The sequence below is a fragment of the Methylosinus sp. sav-2 genome (assembly GCF_004366495.1).
Taxonomy (GTDB): domain Bacteria; phylum Pseudomonadota; class Alphaproteobacteria; order Rhizobiales; family Beijerinckiaceae; genus Methylosinus.
The window spans coordinates 180,532-197,366 of record NZ_SOEJ01000001.1 but is presented as its reverse complement, the minus strand read 5'-3'; the positions used below and the strand labels follow the sequence as shown (position 1 = coordinate 197,366).

The 16,835-nt window shown below is 66.4% G+C and carries 16 protein-coding genes; 9 read left to right on the top strand and 7 right to left on the bottom strand.

Translation table 11 applies throughout. From position 1 onward, the window contains the following. Positions 1-80: 80 nt before the first annotated feature. The 8 genes from ccrA to EDE12_RS00865 all read left to right on the top strand — a co-directional run bounded on the left by ccrA (position 81) and on the right by EDE12_RS00865 (position 9,542). Positions 81-1,337, top strand: coding sequence for a crotonyl-CoA carboxylase/reductase (gene ccrA, locus EDE12_RS00900; RefSeq protein WP_026599983.1), 1,257 nt, complete (start codon positions 81-83; stop codon positions 1,335-1,337). An 83-nt stretch (positions 1,338-1,420) separates the two neighbouring features. Beyond that, positions 1,421-2,920 (top strand): DUF234 domain-containing protein, encoded by a 1,500-nt coding sequence (locus EDE12_RS00895; RefSeq protein ID WP_026599984.1) that lies wholly within the window; start codon positions 1,421-1,423, stop codon positions 2,918-2,920. Between the two features lie 233 nt (positions 2,921-3,153). Next, on the top strand, positions 3,154-3,876 hold the full coding sequence (locus EDE12_RS00890; protein ID WP_018266982.1) for an ABC transporter ATP-binding protein: 723 nt from the start codon (positions 3,154-3,156) through the stop codon (positions 3,874-3,876). Further along, a complete protein-coding gene (locus EDE12_RS00885) occupies positions 3,873-5,354 on the top strand; it encodes a DUF3526 domain-containing protein (RefSeq protein ID WP_026599985.1) in 1,482 nt (493 codons plus the stop codon). The genes EDE12_RS00890 and EDE12_RS00885 overlap by 4 nt, the downstream gene beginning before the upstream one ends. A gap of 8 nt (positions 5,355-5,362) precedes the next feature. After that, positions 5,363-6,814, top strand: a complete 1,452-nt coding sequence (locus tag EDE12_RS00880) for a DUF3526 domain-containing protein (protein WP_026599986.1) — start codon at positions 5,363-5,365, stop codon at positions 6,812-6,814. A gap of 301 nt (positions 6,815-7,115) precedes the next feature. After that, positions 7,116-8,102 (top strand): ABC transporter substrate-binding protein, encoded by a 987-nt coding sequence (locus tag EDE12_RS00875; RefSeq protein WP_051592698.1) that lies wholly within the window; start codon positions 7,116-7,118, stop codon positions 8,100-8,102. After that, a complete protein-coding gene (locus EDE12_RS00870; RefSeq protein ID WP_026599988.1) occupies positions 8,099-8,854 on the top strand; it encodes an ABC transporter permease subunit in 756 nt (251 codons plus the stop codon). The genes EDE12_RS00875 and EDE12_RS00870 overlap by 4 nt, the downstream gene beginning before the upstream one ends. Further along, entirely contained in the window at positions 8,805-9,542 is a 738-nt protein-coding gene (locus EDE12_RS00865; RefSeq protein WP_026599989.1) for an ATP-binding cassette domain-containing protein, read from the top strand. The genes EDE12_RS00870 and EDE12_RS00865 overlap by 50 nt, the downstream gene beginning before the upstream one ends. 12 nt (positions 9,543-9,554) lie before the next feature. Here EDE12_RS00865 and EDE12_RS00860 read toward each other — a convergent pair whose 3' ends face one another. From EDE12_RS00860 to dapD, 5 genes are all read right to left on the bottom strand, one after another. Beyond that, positions 9,555-10,103, bottom strand: coding sequence for an alpha/beta fold hydrolase (locus EDE12_RS00860; RefSeq protein WP_026599990.1), 549 nt, complete (start codon positions 10,101-10,103; stop codon positions 9,555-9,557). Between the two features lie 134 nt (positions 10,104-10,237). Continuing rightward, positions 10,238-11,920: a lysine--tRNA ligase gene (locus EDE12_RS00855; RefSeq protein WP_026599991.1), complete on the bottom strand. Its 1,683-nt coding sequence runs from the start codon at positions 11,918-11,920 to the stop codon at positions 10,238-10,240. 93 nt (positions 11,921-12,013) lie between these two features. Next, on the bottom strand, positions 12,014-12,385 hold the full coding sequence (locus EDE12_RS00850) for a GIY-YIG nuclease family protein (protein ID WP_026599992.1): 372 nt from the start codon (positions 12,383-12,385) through the stop codon (positions 12,014-12,016). An 81-nt stretch (positions 12,386-12,466) separates the two neighbouring features. Then, positions 12,467-12,946, bottom strand: a complete 480-nt coding sequence (locus EDE12_RS00845; protein ID WP_024878458.1) for a hypothetical protein — start codon at positions 12,944-12,946, stop codon at positions 12,467-12,469. Further along, positions 12,946-13,803: a 2,3,4,5-tetrahydropyridine-2,6-dicarboxylate N-succinyltransferase gene (dapD, locus tag EDE12_RS00840; protein ID WP_026599993.1), complete on the bottom strand. Its 858-nt coding sequence runs from the start codon at positions 13,801-13,803 to the stop codon at positions 12,946-12,948. The genes EDE12_RS00845 and dapD overlap by 1 nt, the downstream gene beginning before the upstream one ends. Before the next feature lie 232 nt (positions 13,804-14,035). Here dapD and EDE12_RS00835 point away from each other — a divergent pair, with 232 nt between their 5' ends. After that, complete coding sequence (locus EDE12_RS00835) at positions 14,036-14,749, top strand: pentapeptide repeat-containing protein (protein ID WP_245275840.1); 714 nt, start codon at positions 14,036-14,038, stop codon at positions 14,747-14,749. Here EDE12_RS00835 and EDE12_RS00830 read toward each other — a convergent pair. Together EDE12_RS00830 and EDE12_RS00825 are read right to left on the bottom strand one after the other, a co-directional pair. Further along, positions 14,727-15,080 carry a hypothetical protein gene (locus tag EDE12_RS00830; RefSeq protein ID WP_026599994.1) on the bottom strand — a complete coding sequence of 118 codons (354 nt, stop codon included), beginning with the start codon at positions 15,078-15,080 and terminating at the stop codon, positions 14,727-14,729. The two genes, EDE12_RS00835 and EDE12_RS00830, sit on opposite strands and share 23 nt — an antisense overlap. 198 nt (positions 15,081-15,278) lie before the next feature. Beyond that, positions 15,279-16,826 carry a PepSY domain-containing protein gene (locus EDE12_RS00825; RefSeq protein ID WP_026599995.1) on the bottom strand — a complete coding sequence of 516 codons (1,548 nt, stop codon included), beginning with the start codon at positions 16,824-16,826 and terminating at the stop codon, positions 15,279-15,281. Positions 16,827-16,835 lie beyond the last annotated feature (9 nt).

Sequence of the window (16,835 nt, the reverse complement as noted above, 5' to 3'; positions counted from 1 at the left end):
TCAGGCGAAAGCGGGCCGTATATCAATGGCGCCCTCGGCCCCGCCGCCGGCCCGATAAGAGTTCCCCGAGGAGCCAGACGTTGACCGAACTGAAAGACCTCTACGACATCGGCGAGATTCCGCCGCTCGGCCATGTTCCCGCCAAGATGCACGCCTGGGTCGTCCGCAAGGAGCGGCATGGACCGCCCGAGGAGTCGATGCAGCTCGAGGTGGTGCCCACCTGGGAGCTCGACAGCCATGACGTGCTCGTGCTGGTGATGGCGGCAGGCGTCAATTACAATGGCGTCTGGGCCGCGCTCGGCCAGCCGATCTCCGTGCTCGACGTCCACAAGCTCCCCTATCATATCGCCGGCTCCGACGCCGCCGGCATCGTCTGGGCCGTCGGCTCCAAGGTGAAGCGCTGGAAGGTCGGCGACGAGGTCGTCGTCCACTGCAACCAGGACGATGGCGACGATGAGGAGTGCAATGGCGGCGATCCTATGTTCTCCGCCTCGCAGCGCATCTGGGGCTATGAGACGCCGGACGGCTCCTTCGCCCAATTCTGCCGCGTGCAGGACCGCCAGCTCATGGAGCGCCCCAAGCACCTCACTTGGGAAGAGTCGGCCTCCTACACGCTGACGCTGGCCACCGCCTATCGCATGCTGTTCGGCCATGAGCCGCACCGGCTGAAGCCCAGCGACAATGTCCTCATCTGGGGCGCCTCGGGCGGTCTCGGCGTGTTCGGCGTGCAGCTCTGCGCGGCTGCCGGCGCCAACGCCATCGGCGTGATCTCGGACGAGAGCAAGCGCGACTATGTGCTCTCGCTCGGCGCCAAGGGCGTCATCAACCGCAAGGACTTCAAGGGCTGCTGGGGCCAGCTGCCGACGGTCAACACGCCGGAGTTCAACGACTGGTCCAAGGCCGCCCGCAATTTCGGCAAGGCGATCTGGGACATCACCGGCAAGAAGGACGTCGACATCGTCTTCGAGCATCCGGGCGAGCAGACCTTCCCGCTCTCCTGCATGGTGGTGAAGCGCGGCGGCATGGTGGTGTTCTGCGCCGGCACGACCGGCTTCAACCTCACCTTCGACGCCCGCTATGTGTGGATGCGGCAAAAGCGCATTCAGGGTTCGCATTTCGCGCATCTGAAGCAGGCGGCCGCCGCCAATCGCTTCGTCGTGGACCGCCGCGTCGATCCCTGCCTGTCGGAAGTCTTCACCTGGGCGAAGATCCCGCACGCGCACACGAAGATGTGGAAGAACGAGCACGCCCCCGGCAATATGGCGGTGCTGGTCAACGCCCCGACCACCGGCCTGCGCTCGCTCGAGGATGTGATCGCGGCTGCGGGGAAGAAGTGAGCCTCGTGCGATAACGCATTGTCAAAAAGCCGCTATCAGCCCTATATAGGCTAACATAAAAATTTTTATGTTAGCGAGAGCCGATGGCGGAATGGGGCTTCTACGGAAGGCGTGTCGAGCTCGCCAAGATCGATAAGATCTTGGCGCGCCGGCGCTTTTTCTTTTGCGCGATCTCCGGACGGCGGCGGATCGGGAAGACGTCGCTGATTCAGGAGGCGATCCGGCGGCGGGGGCTCGCGGACAAAGCCATCTATGTGCAGGTTCCCGATAGCGACCCGCGCGGCGTCATCCAAGCATTCGAGGATTCGATCGAAGACGTTGGAGCCCCGCAAGACGATGCGCGGCGCGTCTGCAAAGATTTTCAGTCGATCGCCGTATTGTTGCGCGACTCGTGGGCGTTGGGATGGATAATCGCGCTCGACGAGTTTCAATATTTCAACCGGGCGTCACTGGTCGAGTTCCAGTCATATTTGCAGTCGGAAGTCGACTTCGCCCGTTCGCGTTCAGACATTGGCGGGGGGCTCTTCACACTTGGCTCCATCCATACAGAAATGACGGCAATTCTCGAGGATCGCGCCTCTCCGCTCTTCAACCGTGTCACCGACAGCTTGCACATCGGCCATTGGGATTTCGAAACCCTATTCGAGATGTTTCGCGCTCATGGGATCACCGATCCTCGTCATCGCCTGTTTCTGTGGTCGATCTTCGAAGGAGTTCCCAAGTTCTACCGTGACTGTTTCGATCAAGGCGTGCTGAAGTCGATAGCCTCCTATCGATCCGAGACTCTTCGGACCATGTTTTTCGAGGGATCAAGTCCGCTGAGGGATGAAGCCGACAATTGGTTTCTTCGAGAACTGCGCGGGCGATACGACACCGTCCTGATTCTCCTGGCGCGTCTCGGGCCGTTGTCGCATGGCCAGTTGAGGGCGGAATATGACCGCACCGGTCCCGCGCAGGAAAATCAGCTCGCCGGCTATCTGAAGGTGCTCAATGAAAAATACGGGATGGTGGAAAAGCTCCACCCAATCCTCTCGTCCGAAAAGCAGCGAAACGCCCGCTATGTCATAACAGATAACTTTCTGAGCGCATGGCTCGCCGCAATTCAACGCAATGTGCGACTCGCCCGAATTCGCCCGATCGACGAGGCCGTCGCCAAAGCCAACGTCTCTCTGCAAACCCACGAGGGTTACACTTTCGAAAAGCTCGTGCGCCAGATCACCGAGGAATGTTCCCGCAAAGGCGTCGGCGATTTTCCGCTGACAGAACTCGTCGCCGGCTATTGGAACAAGGCCGACGGCAGCGACATCGAAATCGATATGATCGCGCTGGACGAAGCCAATCGTCGTATCCGTTTCGGTTCCTGCAAGCGTTCGGCCAGCGCGCACGACTCGCAAGCGCTCGCGAGCTTGGAGGAACATGTCTCGCGGTTTTTGGCGACGAAGACCGGCGCGCCCTATCGCGACTGGAGAATCGAAAAAGCGGTGTATGCGCCGATTTTCTCGCCTTTCGAACGCGAGGCGCTGGGGCGCGCTGGGATGCTCTGCATCGACATGAATGATTTCGAGCGGTGGCTCACTTTCTGATCGCGCTAGTCCGCTCGATGCGCATTGACACGGAAGGCGCGAGCATGAAAAGCTCGCGCGAATTGCATACGACAGCACAGAGGCCAGCACTGCCGATCGGGCGTGACTGCGCTGTCGTATCGTGCGAGCGCGCGCCGATGTGATGCCGGGTCGGACGGGCGCTTCGAGACGACTTCCCACGCTATGCGCGGAAAGCTGCGAAAACAGCCCTCGGCGTCGGGAGGCGATTTCGCATGTTGGAAGCGCGCGAGCTGACCAAGAGATATGAGGGCAAGGCGGATCGCCCCGCCCTCGACCGGCTGAATCTGCATATTCCCGGCGGCGAGGCGTTCTGTCTGCTCGGCCCCAATGGCGCCGGCAAGACGACGACCGTCAATCTCTTCCTCAATTTCATCGCGCCGACCTCCGGCCAGGCGCTGGTCGGCGGCGTCGATTCGGCGCGCGAGCCGCTCGAGGCGCGGCGTCGTCTCGCTTATATCCCTGAGACCGTCATGCTCTATGGCGCGCTCACCGGGCTCGAGAATCTCGAATATTTCACCGAGATTTCCGGCGGCCGGCGCCTCGCGCGGGCGGAATTGCTGGCGCTGCTCGGCGAGGCCGGGCTCGCGGAGGAGGCGGCCTTCCGGCGCGTTTCCGGCTATTCCAAGGGCATGCGGCAGAAGGTCGGCGTCGCCGTCGCTCTGGCGCGGCGCGCGCAGGCGCTGCTGCTCGACGAGCCGACCTCCGGCCTCGATCCGCTCGCCGCCAATGAATTCGCCGCTCTCGTCGAGAAGCTGCGCAAGCAGGGCATGGCCATATTGATGGTCACGCACGACCTCTTCCTCGCCAAGCAATGCGGCACGCGCATCGGGGTGATGCAGGCGGGCCGGCTCGTTTCCGTCTTCGGCGCCGATGACGTCGATCATCTCGGCCTCGAGCGCGCCTATCTCGAGCAGTTCAGAGGAGCGGCGGCATGAGCGAGATCGTCGTCGCGAAAGCGCCCGCGACTCAGGCGCCCGCCGGCCGCTGGCGCGTCGCCCGCGCCGTGGCTCTCAAGGAATGGGCGGAGCTGCGCCGCGACAGCCGGCTCGCCTGGCTGTTCGGCCTCGTCTTCCTGCTGATGCTCGGCGCGCTCGCTTTCGGCGCCGCGCAGCATATGCGGCTGGATCGCGAGCGCGCCGCCGCCGCCGCGACCGATCGCGCGCTGTGGACTGGCCAAGGCGCGAAGAACCCGCACGCCGCCGCGCATTTCGGCCAATACGCCTTCAAGCCGCAGAGCCCGCTGGCGCTCGCCGATCCGGGCGTCGACGCCTATGTCGGCGAGGCCGTCTGGCTGGAGGCGCATAAGCAGAACGAGGCGCAATTTCGCGCGGCGCGCGACGCCGGCGTCGGCGCGCGGCTCGGGGGACTGTCCTTCGCTTTCGTGCTGCAGACGATCATGCCGCTCGTCGCCGTTCTGCTCGGCTTCGCCGGTTTCGCGGGCGAGCGCGAGCGCGGCACATTGCGCCAGCTGATGAGCCTCGGCGCCTCGCCGGTCGATATCCTCGCCGGCAAGGCGCTCGCCGCGCTCGGCGCTCTTTCGGTCCTGCTCATTCCCGCTTTCGCAGCGGCCGTGCTGGCGACGCTCTTCCTCGCCGATCATGATTTTTCCGTCGCCGATCAGCTCGAGCGTCTTTTGGCGCTCTCCTTCGGCTATGGCCTCTATCTCGCCGGCTTCGTTTTTCTCGCGCTCGGCGTGTCGGCTTTCGCCAAATCCACGCGCACGGCGCTGGTGCTCCTGCTCGCCTTCTGGCTCGCCAATTGTTTTCTGGCGCCGCGCGTGATGACAGATGTCGCCAAGCGCGTCGCGACGCTGCCGACGGCGCTCGAATTCCGCAACGCCATCGCCGAGGACAAGAAGAAGACATTCGGCCACGACGAATCTCATCCGGCCTTCGTCGCCTTTCGCGACGGCGTGCTGGCGCAATATGGCGTCTCGCGCATAGAGGATCTGCCGGTCAATTTCCGCGGCCTCGCGCTACGCAAGGACGACGAGAACGGCTTCGTCATTTTCGACAAGCATTTCGGCGCGCTGCAGGCCGGTTTCGACGCGCAGGACAGGCTGCGCGCGGCGCCGGGCTTTCTCTTCCCCGCGCTCGCCATGCAGCCCTTCTCGACGAGCTTCTCGGGAACGGATTCCTGGCATCAATATGATTTCGCCACCGCGGCGGAGGCGCACAGGCGCCGCATTCAGACGGCGGCGAGCGAGGACCTCATCCATAATGCGCGCTATGGCGACGCCGCCTATGTCGCGTCACGCGATATGTGGGAGCGCATCCCCTCCTTCGATTACGCCGCGCCGGCCGTTTCCTTCGCGCTCTCCCATGCGCGCGGAGATCTCGTCGCGCTCGCGCTCTGGGCCGTGCTGACCGCGGCGCTCGCCGGCTTCGCCGCGCGACGCCTCAGACCCCTGTGAGGCCCGCCATGACCTTCTCTGCGTTTCTCGCCGCATGGCGGTTCGAATGGCGGCTTCTGCGGCGCGACGCCGCCGCTTGGTCCGTGCTCGCGGCGATCGCGACGATGAGCGCGCTCGCCTTTTTCGACGGCGCCGAGCGCATCGCTGCGCAAAAAGCGGCGATAGAGGATGCGCGGCGCGACGAGACGCTGCGTCTCGATTCGCTGTGCAAGGCGCTCGCCGATCTGGACGCCGGCCGCGTGAAGGGCGAAACGCCGCCCTATCGCGATCCGCGCAACGCGGCCTTTGTCGGCGGCGGCTCTGCGGCGGCGGTGGCGGCGCTGGAGCCGACCCCGCTCGCGATCGTCGCCACAGGGCAGAGCGATCTTTTTCCCGCCGCGCTGAAAGTGACGAGCGGGACCAAGGACAGTTTCTTCTTCGCCGATGAGATCGAGAATCCGGCGCATCTCGCCAGCGGCTCGATCGATCTCGCCTTCGTGCTGGTCTTCGTGTTTCCGCTGACGATTCTCGCGCTCTGCTTCGATCTTTCGGCGGGCGAGCGCGAGAAGGGCACGCTCGCCCTCACCCTCGCCAGCGCGGAGAGTCCGACCGCCGTTCTGCTCGGCAAGCTCGCGGCGCGAGCCGGCCTGCCGATATTGGCGATGATCGCGGCGACCTGCGCCGGCGTCTATCTTCTGCGCGGGGCCGAGCCGCTCGGCTCCGGCGCCTTCGCGCTGCTCATCGCGGCGATCTTCGCCTATGGCGCCTTTTGGGCGCTGCTCGCGGCCGTCATCGACAGTTTCGGCAAAAGCTCCGCCTATAATGCGCTGGCGCTCATCGCCGTCTGGGCAGGCCTCACCATGATCGCGCCCGCCGCCGTCAACACGCTCGCCGACGCGCTCTATCCGGCGCCTTCGCGCTCGGAAATGACGCTGGCCGCGCGCGCCGCCACGACCGACGCCGATCGCGAGCGCGACGCCGCGCTCGCCCGTTACGCCGAAGAGCATCCCGACGCTGCGGCGGCAGAGATGAAGCTCGGCGACGCCAAGGAGCGCACCATTCGCCGCCTCGCCGTGCTGGAGACGGCCAATGCGCGGGTCGAGGCGGTGATGGCGCGTCACGAGGCGCAGCTCGCCCGCCAGCGCGCGCTCGCCGACCAGCTGTCCTTTCTCTCGCCGGCGCTGGTGATGTATCGCTCGGTCGCCGATATCGCCGGCTCCGGCGACCGCCGCTATGCGGAATTCTCCGCCCAGCTCGACGACTTCCACAAGCGTTGGCGCGATTTCTTCTGGTCGCGCGCCCATGCGGGCCAGTCGTTGACGCAGGCCGATTACGCCGCTCTGCCGCGCTTCCCCGCGAGCGCGGATGTGGCGAGCGCCTCGGCCGGCGTCGCCTCCGCGCTCGCGGCCGGCGTGGGGCTGCCGGCTCTGCTGCTCGCCGTGCTGGCGTGGCGGGGGCTGCGGCGCTGCAAGGCGGCGTGAGCGACGCAGCGTCGCGGGCGTTTTGCGCGTCTGCTCCAGGAATTGTGCTATCCTGCCTCGTGAGAAATAATCAAAGAGGCGCGGGGTGAACGAGAATTGGCGCCTAAAGAGGCGTTTCCACCTCCCCCTCGACGAGGGGGGAGGTCGAGCGCCGAAGGCGATCGGGTGGGGGTGTTTCCGCCGAGTCTCTGCCGTGCGACCCCACCCCGGATGGCTGCGCCATCCGACCCTCCCCATAAAGGGGAGGGTGAAGGCGCCCGATTTGTCGTTCACGCGATCGCCCTGCACAGAGGCGGGATTCATCTTGCGACCGATCTTCCAAACGCTCCTGCTCGCGGCGCTGGTCGCGCTTCTCGCCGTCGCGCCGGCGCGCGCGGCCGACCGGCTCCGCCTCGGCCTGCAGAAGACTGGCTCGGGCGTTTGGGAGCTCGCCGTCGTCTCCGCCTTCGGGCTCGATAAGGAGGCGGGGCTCGAGCTGACGGTCACTGAGCTCGCCAACACCGACGCCGCCAAGATCGCCATTCAGAGCAGCTCCGTCGATATCGTGGTCTCCGACTGGCTGTGGGTGGCGCGCCAGCGGGCCGATGGCGCCAAGCTCACCTTCTATCCGCATTCCACCGCCATAGGCGCGCTGATGGCGCGCGACAAAACGGTGAAGAGCCTCTCCGATCTCACCGGCAAGAAGCTCGGCGTCGCCGGCGGCCCGCTCGACAAGAGCTGGCTGCTGCTGCGCGCCTATGCGCAGCGCTCTGGGATCGATCTCACCAAATCGGCGACGATCGTTTACGGCGCGCCGCCGCTCATCGCCGAGAAAGCCGCCGAGGGCGAGTTGGACGCCGCGCTCGAATTCTGGAATTTCGCCGCCGATCTCGAGGCGCGCGGCCTCTCCCGCGTCATTGATCTGCGCAAGGTGGAGACGGCGCTCGGCGCCAAGGGCGCGCCGGTCGTCACCGGCTATGTGTTCGACGAGGGCTTCGCCGCGAAAAGCCCCGCGCCGCTGGCGCGCTTCTTCGCCATGATCGACAAGGCGCGCCATTTGATCGCCGCCTCCGACGCCGCTTGGCGCGTCGCCATGCAGCGCATTCCGGCCAAGGACCTCGCCGTGCTCGCGCTCTATCGCAAGAGCTATGTGGAGGGCATTCCCGCCCGCAGCGTCGAGCAGGAGCGGGAGGACGCCGCCGGGCTCTACGCCACTCTCGCCGAGATCGGCGGCCCGGCGCTGGTCGGCTCGGCGAAGGCGCTGCCCGCGGGCACTTTCTACGAGCCCGCGGCGAGCGCGGTGCGGTGATCCGCCTCCTGTCGCTGGCGCTGCTGCTGGCTTTCTGGCAGGGCGCGGCGCTGTTTTCCGATCCGCGCCGCTTGCCCGGGCCGCTCCCTGTCTTCGAGGCGATCGCCCATGAGGCCGAGAGCGGCGCGCTCTTCACCAATCTCGCGGCGACTCTGGCGCGCGTCGCCGCCGCTTTTCTGCTGGCCATGAGTCTGGGCGCGGCGCTCGGCTACGCCATGGGAAGGCGGCGGGCGCTGGACCGGCTGTTCGATCCCTGGCTGGTCATTCTCCTCAATCTGCCGGCGCTGGTCGTCATTGTGCTGGCCTATCTCTGGGCCGGCCTCACCGAGGCGGCGGCGGTGGGCGCGGTGGCGCTCAACAAGCTGCCCAACGCCATTGTCGTGATGCGGGAGGGCGCCCGCGCGCTCGATCACGAGCTCGATGAGATGGCCGATGTCTTCCGCCTGCGCCCGGCCGCGCGGCTGCGGCATATCGTCCTGCCGCAGCTCGCGCCCTATATCGCGGCGGCGACGCGCTCGGGGCTTTCGCTGGTGTGGAAGATCGTGCTGGTGGTGGAGCTGATCGGCCGCTCCAATGGCGTCGGCTTCGAGATCAATATGGCGTTTCAGCTTTTCGACGTGCGTTTGCTGCTCGCCTATGCGATTCCCTTCGTCCTGCTGATGCTCGCCGTCGAAACTCTCCTGGTGCAGCCCTTTGAACGACATGTCTCGCGATGGCGCCGCCGCCCTGCTCGAGGTCAGGGTTTCGCATAAGGACTATCTCTCCGGCGGCGGCCGGCCGCAGCGGGCGCTGGAAAATCTCGGCTTCTCGCTCCCCGTCGGCCGCGCCGGCGCCGTGGTTGGCCCGTCGGGCTGCGGCAAGACCACATTGCTGCGCATCATCGCCGGGCTCGATACGGAATTTTCCGGCGCGGTGACGCTTCCCGCCGGCGGGCGGCTCGGCATGGTGTTTCAGGAGCCGCGCCTTTTGCCCTGGCGCAGCGTCATCGACAATCTGCGCGTCGCCGCGCCGCAGGCGAGCGAGGAGGCGCTCGCCGCTCTGCTCGCCGCGCTGGAGCTCAAGGAGCACGCGCAGCATTTTCCGGGCGAATTGTCGCTCGGCCTCGCGCGCCGCGTCGCCATTGCGCGGGCGCTGGCGATCGAGCCGGATCTTCTGCTGCTGGATGAGCCCTTCGTCTCGCTCGACGATGCGCTGGCGCGCGATCTGCGCGCGCGCATCGCCGCGCTCATCGACGAGCGCCATGTGACGACGCTGATCGTCACCCATGATCTGCGCGAGGCGATCGAGCTCGCCGATGTGATTTTTCTTCTGTCGCCGCGCCCGGCGCGCGTCGGCGCGACGCTCGATGTGGCGACGCCGCGCCGGCTGATGACGAGAGAGGCCGCCGATGCGCTGGAGGCGCGGGCGCGCAGGGAGATAGAGGCGATGCGCGGGCGCTGAGGGGCGCGCGTTCTACAGCTTGGAAAGAAAGCCCGCGAAACGCAGCGAGCCCTCCGGCCAAGGCCCATGGCCGCTATCGGCGTTGATATGCCCGGCTGCGCCGGCGTCGACCAGTTCCGCGCCTATGTCCTGCGCCAATGTCCTCGAGAACTCCGCCTCGGCATAAGGATCGTCGGAGCTGGCGACGAGAAGCGTCGGAAAGCGCAGCCGCTCGCGCGGAATCGGCAGAAAGGCGGGATCGATCGCCGTTAGCTCGGTGATCGCGCGCTCGGAGGGTGGCGCGACGAGGAAGCCGGCGGCGATCTTGTCGCTCCCGCGCGCGGCGACATGCAGCGCCGCAATGCCGCCGAGCGAATGTGTGACCAGCACCACAGGGCGCGTCGCCGCGGCGATCTCGCGCTCTATGCTCTCGATCCATTCGGGAAAGCGCGGCGCATCGAAATCCGCCTGCGCCACGCAGCGCGCGGTGGAGAGCTTCTTCGCCCAGCGCGTCTGCCAATGCTCGAGGCCGGAGCCGCCGAGCCCCGGCAGGATCAGAATATCCGCATCCGCAGCGCGCATGTTCGTCGCTCCTGTTCCATTGCTCTAGGACATCGTCATCGCGAGGAGCGAAGCGACGAAGCGATCCAGGGGCCGCCTCACGGCTTTTGGATTGCTTCGCTTCGCTCGCAATGACGGCCGAAGCCAGCGGCGGCCTAAGCGGCCTTCGTCAACTCCCCGGCGAGCGCCTTGGCGATGAGGCCGCGCGTCTCGTCAATGCCGAACAGCGCGACGAAGGAGCCGAAGCGCGGGCCGCGGCTCTCGCCGAGCAGAACCTCATAGAGCATGTTGAAGAAGTCGTTCGACACGCCCGGCCGCTCCGGCGTCGCGCCTTTCGCCTTCAAATCCTGATAGCGCGGCACGGCGCGCGCGACATCATAGAGCGCGGTCTGAATATCCTCGGCGCTGGCGTCCTTCGGCAGCGACGCCAGCGTCTCCGAAAGAGTCGTCAGCACGTCGCGCTCCACATCGTCGGCCGCGCGATATTTTTTCGCCGGCCGCACGAAATCGCGAAAGTAAGCGACTGCATAGCCGACCAGCTTATCGAGGCGCGGATGATTCTGCGGCGACACATTCGGCGCATAGCGGCGCAGAAAGCCCCACAGCACCGACGAATCTTCGGCGTTGGCGACGGTCGCCAGATTGAGCAGCATGGAGAAGGAGATCGTCGTCCCCTTGGCGTCGCCGTCATGGGCGAGCGTCTCCGGCGCCGGCGGCGCGCCGAAGTGAATGTGCCACGCCGGATTGCCGAGCCGCTCCTTCCACGCCTGCCGCTGATAGGCCTCGAGGAAGGAGAGGTAATCGTCGACATTGCGCGGAATGACGTCGAAATAGAGCTTCTTCGCCGCGCTTGGCTTTTGAAACATGAATTGCGCGAGGCTCTCCGGGCTGGCGTAGGTCAGCCACTCCTCGATCGTCAGACCATTGCCCTTGGACTTGGAAATCTTCTGGCCCTTCTCGTCGAGGAAGAGCTCGTAATTGAAGCCCTCCGGCGGGCGGCCGCCGAGCGCGCGCACGATGGCCGAGGACAGCTTCACTGAATCGATGAGGTCCTTGCCGGCCATCTCGTAATCGACGGAGAGCGCATACCAGCGCATCGCCCAATCGGGCTTCCACTGCAGCTTGCAATGGCCGCCGGTGACGGGCGTGACGAAGGCTTCGCCGCTCTCGGGATCGCGCCAGGAGATGGTCCCCGCCGCGGCGTCGATGGAATCGAGCGGAACCTGCATGACGATTCCCGTATGCGGGTGAACCGGCAGGAAGGGGGAATATGTCGCCGCGCGCTCCTCGCGGAACGTCGGCAGCATGATCTTCATCACCTCCTCATAGCGCGCCAGCATATGCAGCAGCGCCGCGTCGAAGCGGCCGGAGGTGTAATAGTCCGTCGAGGAGGCGAATTCGTATCGGAAGCCGAAAGCGTCGAGAAAGGCGCGCAGCCGCGCATTGTTGTGCGCGCCGAAGCTCTCATGCGTGCCGAACGGGTCCGGCACCTTGGTCAGCGGCTTGCCGAGATGGGCGCGGACCAGCTCCTTATTGGGGATGTTGTCGGGCACTTTGCGCAGCCCGTCCATATCGTCCGAGAAGGCGAGCAGGCGCGTCTCGATCTTGCCCTCGGTCAGCACCTCGAAGGCATGGCGCACCATGGAGGTGCGCGCCACCTCGCCGAAGGTGCCGATATGCGGCAGGCCCGAGGGGCCATAGCCGGTCTCGAACAGAACTTTGGTCTGGCCGGTCTCGGCCACGCGTTTGACGAGCTTGCGCGCCTCTTCGAACGGCCAGGCCGGCGAGACGCGGGCGGCTTCGAGGAGATCGGCGGGCAAAGGCTCGGACATGGGCATGATGCGGCTTTTGTTGCGGTTGCGAAGAGGGGCGCACACTATGGGCGCCGGGCGGAGGCGTCAACGCGTGGGGGCTTTGGCCTGCCCGAACCTTCAAGTCCCCTCACCCTGAGGAGCCTGCGTAGCAGGCGTCTCGAAGGGCGAGGGGCCGCCGCAGTCTCGACGTTCCTTCTTTCCGCGGCGAGCGGCCAAGCCAGGAAGAGCGTCATAATCTCCGCGGATCAGCGCTTCCTTCTTGGCCCGGCTCCAGCCCTTGATGCGCCGTTCAGTCGCAATCGCTTCCGTCAGGCGTTCGAAATGCGCCGACCAGAGAAGGCGAACCGGCCGGCGCGTCGCCGTGAACCCTTCATGGATTCCCTGATTGTGCTCGCTGACGCGCTCGTCGACGTTCTTGCGAGTCAGGCCGGTGTAATATGCGCCATCAGCGCAGAGCGGCATGTAGACTGTCGCCCCTTCGATCGGCATCGCAGCCCTCATGCTTCGAGACGGCGGCTTCGCCGCCTCCTCAGCATGAGGGCTGCTTATTGTTGCTGCAAGGTGAAACCGTCACTTCCCGCCCTCTCTCACCCCCAGCGCATACCCCGTCCACAGCGCGACCGCGGCGAGCGCGAGATCGGTGAGCGCCACGGGCCAATAGGGCATCACCTCGGCGACGCGCGGCTGCAGCCAGTGCATGGCGCCCGCCACCAGAAGGGCGAAGGGAAGCAGGCCGGCGAAGACGAGCGGCGCCGGCCGGCCGAGCGCGCGGAAGCGCTTGGCCGAGAGATTGACGAAGCTCACCGCGATCAGCAGCACGGCGAGCGAATAGAGCGCGAGATAGGCGTAGGCGACCACCGTCTGCCAGACGAAGAACGGGTCCTTCGACAGATCGTGATCCGTGTAGGGGAAGAGCGCCAGCCAGATCAGCGTCAGCGGGACGAGGATCGCCAGAAGGCCCGCGACGCCGCAGCGCCAGCCGGCGCGGTCGAGGCTTCCTTCCTCCGTGCGATAGAGGAAGCTCAGGCGCTCGCGCGAGGGCAGCTCCATCAGTCCCTCAGCAGCTCGTTGATCGCCGTCTTGCCGCGCGTCTGCGCGTCCACCGTCTTGACGATGACGGCGCAATAGAGCGAAGGCCCGGCCGAGCCGTCCGGCAGCGGCTTGCCCGGCAGATTGCCCGACACAACGACCGAATAGGGCGGCACATAGCCGATGTGAATCTGGCCGGTGGCGCGGTCGATCACCTTGGTCGAGGCGCCGATGAAGACGCCCATGGAAATCACCGAGCCCTGGCCGACGACGACGCCCTCGACGATCTCCGAGCGCGCGCCGATGAAGCAGTCGTCCTCGATAATGGTGGGGCCGGCCTGCAGCGGCTCGAGCACGCCGCCAATGCCGACGCCGCCCGAAAGATGCACATTCTTGCCGATCTGCGCGCAGGAGCCGACCGTGGCCCAAGTGTCCACCATCGTCCCCGCGTCCACATAGGCGCCGAGATTGACGAAGGACGGCATGAGTATGACGCCCGGCGCGACAAAGGCCGAGTGACGCACGATCGCGCCCGGCACGGAGCGGAAGCCCGCGGCCTTGTGCTCGGCCGCGCCCCAGCCGGCGAATTTGGAGGGAACCTTGTCCCACCAGCTCGCGCCGCCCGGCCCACCCTCGATCACGCTCATATCGTTGAGGCGGAAGGAGAGAAGAACGGCCTTCTTGAGCCATTGATTGACTTTCCAGGAGCCGGCTCCGCTCGCGCCCTCGATCTTCTCGGCGACGCGCAGCTTGCCCGAATCGAGCAGACGCAGCGCGCTCTCGACCGCGTGGCGAATGTCGCCCTGCGTGGAGGCGTCGATATTGGCCCTGTCTTCGAAGGCGGTGGTGATGAGGTTCTCGAGACCAGTGTGCGGCATGAAATCGTCTAGCTCCGAGACGGCGCGGGCAGGCGGCCCGTGGAAAGGGTCAGGGCTATAGGCGGCAAGGCCGCCGCCCTGTCAATCGCGGAAATAGGGGCCGATCGCCGCGCCGGCGGCGGGACGTCTTTCCCACCCGCAGCGCATTCTTTCCCGCGGCCGCGGGGGCGTGGCGGGGGTAGGCTCGCCCGCCGTCGCCACAGAAGCGACGCAGAGCGAGGGAGCCTTCAACATGACCTCGGCCCGAGCGAGACGCCTTTTGGCCGCCGTCCTCCTGATTCTCGCGCCGCCGGCGGCCGCGGCGGCGGACCGAAGCCGCGCCGATATAGAGAGACTGATCGTCGCCTCCGCCGGAAAGCCGGTGGCGCTCACCGATCTCGATCTCTCCGGCCTCGATCTCTCGGGGCTCGATCTGAGGCGCGCCGATCTCTTCGCCACCCGGCTCGCCGGGGCGAAGCTCGTCGGCGCGCGGCTCGGCGAGGCCAATCTCACCCGCGCCGATCTGCGCGAGGCCGATCTGTCGGGCGCCGATCTTTCCGGCGCGATCCTCTATGCGGCCATTCTCGACGAGGCGGATTTTTCCGGCGCCGATCTGACGCGCGCCCGCATCATCGGCGGCGGCCGCGGCGCGCGCTTCGTGAAGGCGAAGCTCGTCGAGGCCGACCTCGGCGCCGATCCGGCCAATCAGGGCATGGTCCCGGTGCGCGCCGATCTGACCGCCGCGATTTTCGACGGCGCCGATCTGACCGGCGCCAATCTCACCCATGCGGTCTTGGCCTCGGCGCGCTTTGCCGGCGCGAGCCTACGCAATGCGCGGCTCGATCACGCCAAGCTCGGCGACGCCGATCTCTCGGGCGCCGATGTCACAGGCGCGAGCTTCCACGGCGCCGATCTCGACAGCGCGCGGCTGCCGGCGGCGGCCCCTATTTTGGAGCGAGGGCGCTGAGCTGCGCTTCCAGCGCGGCGAGGCGGTCGATGTCGAGTCCGGCGGCCGGAGCGCCGTCCCTCAGCCGGGCGATGAGCGTCGCGGCGAGGACGCAAAGCGCCGTTCTCGTCTCCTCCGATTGGGCGTCGATGATTTCAGCGACGGCGATTTGCATTCCGATCGAACGCGGTCGCGGCTCCAGCTCGGCGATCTCCCTCTTGGCGAAGGCTGAAAGTCCAGACTTCAGGGCGTCATAGCCGTCGATGACGGCCGCGCCCGCCGCGCCTTTGGCCGCCGCCTCCGCCGCGAGGCCGAACGTTCCCACCACGACGGCGCCAATCGAATCGACCATGGCTCGCTCCCCAAACCATCGAAAAGGCTTCGAGGCGGCTTCAATTCGTCGAAGCGCGACCTCGCTGACCGATTACGCAAATGACGTTCCATGTCGGTAGGCTCGGTCGGCGCTCGCCCGCCCGGCCCCGCGGGATCAGCCCGCCGCCAGCCCGCGGCGCTCCTCATGGCCGGGCGTCAGGCGTCACCAGCACGGTGGTCATGCGCGGCTCGATCGCGCCAAGCTCGGCGACGCCGATCGCGCCGGCGCCCGGCGCTCGCCGAGCTTGCGCTTCAGCCGCCGCCAGCCGATGACGATTCCGGTGACGCTGAGCGCGAAGCCCGCGCCATTGAGCGCCAGCATGAGCGCATCCCACAAGGGCCGCGCCGCGAGCAGCGCCGGCGCGTCCCAGCTGTGCAGGAAGGCGAACAGCCAGCGGCTCGTGCGGCGCCCCGAATCGAGCTTGCCGAGCACGGCGCCCGTATGCGGGTCGATATGCGCCCAGGTTCCCGCAGCGTCGTCGAATTCCAGGCGCAGCACGGGAAGGCGCTTGTCGACATCGCCATGCATGGTGTGCGGCGCGCGCGCGAAATAATAGAAGTCGTAACTCTCCATCACCGTCGCCGCCGTGACTTTCGCGCCGGGCACGAGCCGCGCGCCGAGCCGTTTCAATTCGTCGAATGGCAGCGTGAAGGCGGGCGCGGCGTCGGCCTCTGCGCGCAAGATTCGCGTCGCGCCGCCGGCGCTAAAGCCGACATAATAGCCGGCGCCGTCGATGACGCGCAGCTCGAGCTCGCGCGCCGAGAATCCGTCATCGGCGAATTTCGTCAGCGCTTGCGCGATGGAAAGATGGAATCGCTCCGGTGCGAGCGCGCCGCCATAATAGGCTTTGGCGTCGAATGCCGATTTCGTCTCGAAGATTTTCCAAGGGTTCATCGACATCATGCCGCTGAAGACGAAAGTGATCGCCGTCGCGCCGCCGATGAGGCCGACGATATGGTGCCATTTCATCATGCCTTCGCGATAGGGCGTGCGCGCGCCGGTCTTATAGGGCGCGCGAAAGCGCCAGCGCATCACTCCGACGACGAGGCCGGTGACGGCGAGCACGGTTCCGATGAGCGAGGAATAGACGATGATATCGTGCCAATAGGCCTCGAACCAGCCGCCGCGGAACGGATAGAGCCAATGGATCCAGGCGCCGGCCCAGTTCCAGATGCGCTCCGTCCGCGTCGCGTCGCGGACCACTTCGCCAGTGACGGAGGAGACATAGAGCAGCGTCGAATCCGCATCCGACATGAAGACGCGGTGCAATGGGCGCAGACCGTCGAGACCTTTGGAATGCGTCCATTGGTCCTCGTCGATGACGCCGTCATAGCTCGCTTCGCCGTCGAGGAAGGCGCGCGCGGCGGCGATGGCGTTCTCTTCTGAAACTCTGGTCACGCGCGCGCCGTCGCTGGCGCGCACCGCCGTGAATTGCGGGCCGCTGTCCTTCGCGCGCCGCTCGAAAATGAAAGTCGGCGCGCCGGCGATGCTGGTGAGGCGGACGGATTGCGGCGCGCCGCTCTCTCCCGCGGTGTCGAAAGCGCGGGAGAGATCGACGCAGCAGCGCGCCGGATCGAGCGGCGACAGCGCCGCCAGCCGCTCCGACGGCAAGAGCTTCGGATAGCCGACATACATCATGACGACGCCCGAGAAGAACCACATGGCCATGAAGAGACTAAGCCCGATCCCGAGCCAGCGATGAGCGAGATAGAGATATCTCTTCATGTTCGCCTC

What these genes read in the sequence shown, in the direction of transcription:
- EDE12_RS00895 (WP_026599984.1), top strand. Translation starts at nt 1,421, where the DNA reads ATGGCGGAATGGGGCTTCTACGGAAGGCGTGTCGAGCTCGCCAAGATC.
- EDE12_RS00890 (WP_018266982.1), top strand. Translation starts at nt 3,154, where the DNA reads ATGTTGGAAGCGCGCGAGCTGACCAAGAGATATGAGGGCAAGGCGGAT.
- EDE12_RS00885 (WP_026599985.1), top strand. Translation starts at nt 3,873, where the DNA reads ATGAGCGAGATCGTCGTCGCGAAAGCGCCCGCGACTCAGGCGCCCGCC.
- EDE12_RS00880 (WP_026599986.1), top strand. Translation starts at nt 5,363, where the DNA reads ATGACCTTCTCTGCGTTTCTCGCCGCATGGCGGTTCGAATGGCGGCTT.
- EDE12_RS00865 (WP_026599989.1), top strand. Translation starts at nt 8,805, where the DNA reads ATGTCTCGCGATGGCGCCGCCGCCCTGCTCGAGGTCAGGGTTTCGCAT.
- EDE12_RS00860 (WP_026599990.1), bottom strand. Translation starts at nt 10,103, where the DNA reads ATGCGCGCTGCGGATGCGGATATTCTGATCCTGCCGGGGCTCGGCGGC.
- EDE12_RS00855 (WP_026599991.1), bottom strand. Translation starts at nt 11,920, where the DNA reads ATGCCCATGTCCGAGCCTTTGCCCGCCGATCTCCTCGAAGCCGCCCGC.
- EDE12_RS00850 (WP_026599992.1), bottom strand. Translation starts at nt 12,385, where the DNA reads ATGCCGATCGAAGGGGCGACAGTCTACATGCCGCTCTGCGCTGATGGC.
- EDE12_RS00845 (WP_024878458.1), bottom strand. Translation starts at nt 12,946, where the DNA reads ATGGAGCTGCCCTCGCGCGAGCGCCTGAGCTTCCTCTATCGCACGGAG.
- dapD (WP_026599993.1), bottom strand. Translation starts at nt 13,803, where the DNA reads ATGCCGCACACTGGTCTCGAGAACCTCATCACCACCGCCTTCGAAGAC.
- EDE12_RS00835 (WP_245275840.1), top strand. Translation starts at nt 14,036, where the DNA reads ATGACCTCGGCCCGAGCGAGACGCCTTTTGGCCGCCGTCCTCCTGATT.
- EDE12_RS00830 (WP_026599994.1), bottom strand. Translation starts at nt 15,080, where the DNA reads ATGGTCGATTCGATTGGCGCCGTCGTGGTGGGAACGTTCGGCCTCGCG.
- EDE12_RS00825 (WP_026599995.1), bottom strand. Translation starts at nt 16,826, where the DNA reads ATGAAGAGATATCTCTATCTCGCTCATCGCTGGCTCGGGATCGGGCTT.